Here is a 4,362-nt window from a genome sequence, read left to right on the forward strand (position 1 = left end):
TCGGCGAGGTGGTCCTGGCGCACGCCAAGTCCGTGCTCTCCTCGATGGACTCGCTGCGGCAGGCCGTGGACGAGATGAACGGCCTGGTCCGGGGCAAGCTGGTCGTCGGCATGGTCACCGCCTGCACGGTCCAGCCGCTGTTCGACGCGCTGTCCGGCTTCCATCTCGCCCACCCCGGCGTCGAGATCAGCCTGCTCGAGGACGATTCCGCCAAGCTGGTCGAGTACGTCCGCGAAGGCACCGTCGACCTGGCGCTGATCGGCGCCGCCCACCGGGCGCCGGACGACCTGGACGGCTGGCAGGTGATCAGCGAGCCGATCGTCGCCGCCGTGCCGCACGAGCATCCACTGGCCGAAAAGGACGGGGTCACCCTCGCCGAACTGAGCGCCTTCCCGCTCGTCTGTCTGCCCGAGGGGACCGGTATCCGGGCAACGCTGGACGAGGCTTCCGCCGCGCTGGGCCTCACGCCCACCATCGCGCTCCAGGCGAGTGCGCCCGGCGCGGTGATGCAGCTGGCCGAGCGGGGCCTCGGGGTCGCGGTGCTCTCCGAGTCGATGACCGGCCATCAGAAGGGGCTCAAGACCGTCGCCATCACCGACGCCGACGTCCCCGCGGTACTCGCCCTGATCTCCGCGCCCACCAAGAGCCCCGCCCTGCGCGAACTGCTCCTGCACTGCCGGCAGTCCTTCGGTGAGCCGGCTCCGACGCAGGTCGCCTCGATGAGCGGCGCGGGACCTAACCACACGGAAGCGGGCCCGTCGGCAGCCGACGGGCCCGCTCGCGTGTACCGGACTCAGCTCTCCGCGGCCACCGGCGACTGACCGGGAGCGTCGTTCGTCGCGGGCTTCGGCTGCTGGGCCGCCTGGAAGTCGGCGGGCCGGATCAGCACCAGGGCCAGCACACCGCCGAGCAGGGCCAGACCGGCCGACACGGCGAGCAGGGTGTTCAGGCCGTCCACGAACCCGGTCGTGGCGATCTGCTGCACCTTCTCCCCGTACTGCTCCGGCACCAGCCGCACCGCCTCACCGGTCTCGCCGCCCCGCGTCAGCGCGGCCAACTGGTCGCTGCGGCCTGCCAGTTCCGGCACCCCGCGCAGTCCGTCGCGGAAGCGGTCGCTGATGACACCGGCGAAGGTCGAGCCGAGCACCGCGACACCCGCGCTCACACCGAGCTGACGGAAGGTGCCGTTCACACCCGACGCCATGCCGGAGCGGGAGAAGTCCACGACGCCCACGGCCGTGGAGGCCAGGGGCGGGTTCACCAGACCGGCGCCGACACCGCCCAGCACCAGACCGGGGATGAAGTGCTCCCAGCCGCTGGACTCGGTGATCCCGCTCATCAGCAGCAGCGCGGCACCGACCAGCAGCAGCCCGACGCCGATCATGTAGCGGGGCTGCACCTTGGCGCTGAGCCGCCCGGCGATCAGGGAGGCGACCAGCATCGACAGCGAGGCGGTGAGCAGGCGCAGACCCGTCTCCAGCGAGGAGTAGTTCAGCGCCTCCTGGAAGTAGATCGCCAGGAACAGGAACATCGCGAACAGCGAGCCGTTCATGGCGAACGCGGCGATGGAACCGCCGACGAAGGTGGGAATGCGGAACAGCCTCAGGTCGAACATCGGCTGCTCGGACTTCGCCTCCACCAGCAGGAAGGCGAGCAGCAGCGCCGCGCCCACCACCAGACCGGTCACCGCGCGGCCGTCGCTCCACTCGGTCTCACCGGCGCGGATGAGACCGTAGACCAGGGTGGCGAGGCCGCCGGTGAGCAGGACGAAGCCGGGCCAGTCCAGCTTGCGGGCGAACGGCGACTTCGACTCGTCCACGCGCAGCGCGATGATCAGGGCCACGATGACGCCGATCGGCACGTTGACCAGGAAGATGCCCCGCCAGCTGATGCCGCTGGAGATCAGGCCGCCGGCCACCGGGCCGATGGCGGAGGCGAGGCCGGTGACCATGCCCCACACACCGAACGCCATGCCGCGTTCCTTGCCCTGGAAGCTGCCGGCGAGCAGCGCCAGACCGGTGGCGAACATGACCGAGCCGCCCACGCCCTGGAGCACCCGGGACATGATCAGCATCAGCGGCGACTGGGCCACCCCGCACAGCAGCGAGGCGACCGTGAACAGGGCCACGCCGATCGCGTAGAGACGCTTGCGCCCGAACCGGTCGGCCAGCGTGCCGCTCGTCAGCAGGAAGGAGGCCAGCGCCAGCGCGTAACCGTCGATCACCCACTGGAGGTCGGCGAAGCTGGCGTTCAGGTCGCGCTGCACATCGGGCATGACGACGTACACGATGGTGGTGTCCAGCAGGAGCATGAACGTCCCGCCGCACACCCCCAACAGGGTCCACCATTTCTTTTCCATCATCGTTCCTTCTGCTGTTCCGAGCGGTCGGCCGCGGCCCGTCAGCGGGGGCCGGGGGAGGGGTTCGGCGGGATGTTGTGGTTCAGCCGGAAGAGGTTTCCGGGGTCGTGGGCGGCCTTGATCCGGCCGAGGCGCGCGTAGTCGCCGGGTTCGTACGCCCGGCGCACCTGGTCCGGGGTGGCGGCGGCGCCGTAGAGGAAGTTCAGGTTGCGGCCCGTGGTGAGCGGGGACAGGGCGTCGGTGAGCCGGGTGTGCGCGGCGCGGACGGTGTCGGCGGTGTCGTCGGTGACCCGGTCGAGCACCGCGAGCAGATAGCGGGCCGAGCGGTGGCCGACGGAGTTCGGCACACGCGGCGGCCGGGCCAGCGCACCGCCCAGATGGCGCACCTCGATGATGCTGGTGATCGGTGCGTCCGGCCCGGAGAGGTCCAGTACGGTACGCACCGCGCCCGCGTCCAGCCCGGAGAGCATCGCGTTGGTCCCGACGTACGCGGCCGGTGCCACCGGGTCGTTGTGGATGGAACCCGACTCGGTGTACGGCAACTCGCGCACCGAGTCCGCCAGCCGGGGTCCGAGCGCCCGCAGCGGGGCGACCAGCCGCTCCCCGTGGGCCGCGTCGCCGAGGTAGGCGATCCGGACGTGCACCACGTACCGCCCGCGCAGCGGCGGGGGCAGGGTCGGTGCGTCGGGCAGCGGGACCAGGGCCAGGGAGGAGGTCATCTCTTCGGGGACCGTCTCCGTCCAGCGCAGGTACGCGTCGAGGACGCGCTCTGCGGAGGCGCCGTCGAAGAACAGGCCGCCGCCGTAGAGCCCGGCCACCGGGACCAGCTCGACTTCGAGGCCGGTGACCAGGCCGAAGTTGTCGCGGCCGCCGCGCAGCGCCCAGAACAGGTCGGGGTCGCTGTCGGCGGTGACCTCGCGGGGCCGGCCGTCGGCGGTGACGCACTCCACGCGCCGGACGTGGTCGGCGGCGTACCCGAACTTGCGGGCCAGCAGGCCGATTCCGCCCCCCAGGGTGTAGCCGACCGCGCCGACGTCAGGGGCGCTGCCGCTGAGCGGGGCCAGACCGTGCGGCGCGGCCGCCTCGACGACCTGCTTCCACCGCACGCCCGCGCCCAGGAAGGCCGTACGGGCTGCCGGGTCGACGCGCACCTCGGTCATCCGGCGGGTGCTGACGAGGACCCCGGTGCCGGCGGGCAGCGCGGGCGCGTGCCCGGTGGCCTGCACGCCCACCGGGAGGTCGCGCGCGGCGGCGAACTCCACCGCGAGCTGGACGTCCTTGGGCTCGGCCGCGCCGACGACGAGCGCCGGGCGGTGCGGCCGATGGGTCTGGTAGCGGGCGCGTTCCTCGTCGTAGCCGTCCTGGCCCTCGGCGAACAGCGCACCGCCGACGCGCTCGGCCAGTTGCCGGGCGGCCGCACTCAGGTCCTCGCGCGCGGTGGGCGGTTCGGGGCGAGCGGGCACGGTCCGTTCCTTTCGTCGAGGGACGACAGCGCCGCTGACGGGGGTCGCTGCGGCACTGCCGTCCCAGTCATGGTCCCGACGATGCGATCAGAAGTCCAAGACCTAGTTTTTCTGGGATGCCGAACTTTTGGTTATGGATCAGCGGTGACCGCCACGGCCAGCGCGAACGCCGGTACCGCCAGCTCCCCGACCAGCGCGTACCGGTCACCGGCCCGCGCCCACAGGCGCCCGTCGCGGAGGCCGAGCCGCACCCGCCAGAACAGCCCGCCATGGGCGTCCACACAGTCCGAGAGCGCCTTGAAGGCGGCCTCCTTCGCGGCGAACAGCCGCCGCAGGCCCGGCGGATCGCCCCGGGGCCACAGCTCGGCCCGCTCCCGCTCGTCCAGCAGGAAGCGGTGCAGTCCGAGGTCCGGGCAGCGCGGCTCCAGGTCCACGCCCACCCCGCGTGCGCCGGGCGCGACGGCGGCCACCGCCAGCGCGGTGCTGTGGGTCACCGAGGCCGGGAACCCCGCCGGACACACCGGCGCCCCGCTGTACGCG

Annotated in this window: 4 protein-coding genes; 1 reads left to right on the top strand and 3 read right to left on the bottom strand. The window is 72.4% G+C overall.

The window, feature by feature from the left end; genetic code table 11:
* Positions 1 to 821: LysR substrate-binding domain-containing protein (locus GT030_RS20100; RefSeq protein WP_161202298.1), on the top strand; the 821-nt coding region annotated here is incomplete at its 5' end.
* On the opposite strand, the gene GT030_RS20105 is transcribed toward GT030_RS20100, so the two are convergent.
* The 3 genes from GT030_RS20105 to GT030_RS20115 form a co-directional block, all read right to left on the bottom strand.
* A complete protein-coding gene (locus GT030_RS20105; protein WP_202460325.1) occupies positions 794 to 2,362 on the bottom strand; it encodes an MFS transporter in 1,569 nt (522 codons plus the stop codon). The genes GT030_RS20100 and GT030_RS20105 overlap by 28 nt on opposite strands.
* A 38-nt stretch (positions 2,363 to 2,400) precedes the next feature.
* Positions 2,401 to 3,822: an FAD-binding oxidoreductase gene (locus tag GT030_RS20110; RefSeq protein ID WP_161202299.1), complete on the bottom strand. Its 1,422-nt coding sequence runs from the start codon at positions 3,820 to 3,822 to the stop codon at positions 2,401 to 2,403.
* Positions 3,823 to 3,953: 131 nt separating this feature from the next.
* The coding region (locus tag GT030_RS20115) for a 4'-phosphopantetheinyl transferase superfamily protein (protein ID WP_237522693.1) at positions 3,954 to 4,362 on the bottom strand (409 nt) is incomplete at its 5' end.

The sequence above is a fragment of the Streptomyces sp. SID1328 genome, assembly GCF_009865595.1.
Classification (GTDB): Bacteria; Actinomycetota; Actinomycetes; order Streptomycetales; family Streptomycetaceae; genus Streptomyces; species Streptomyces griseoluteus.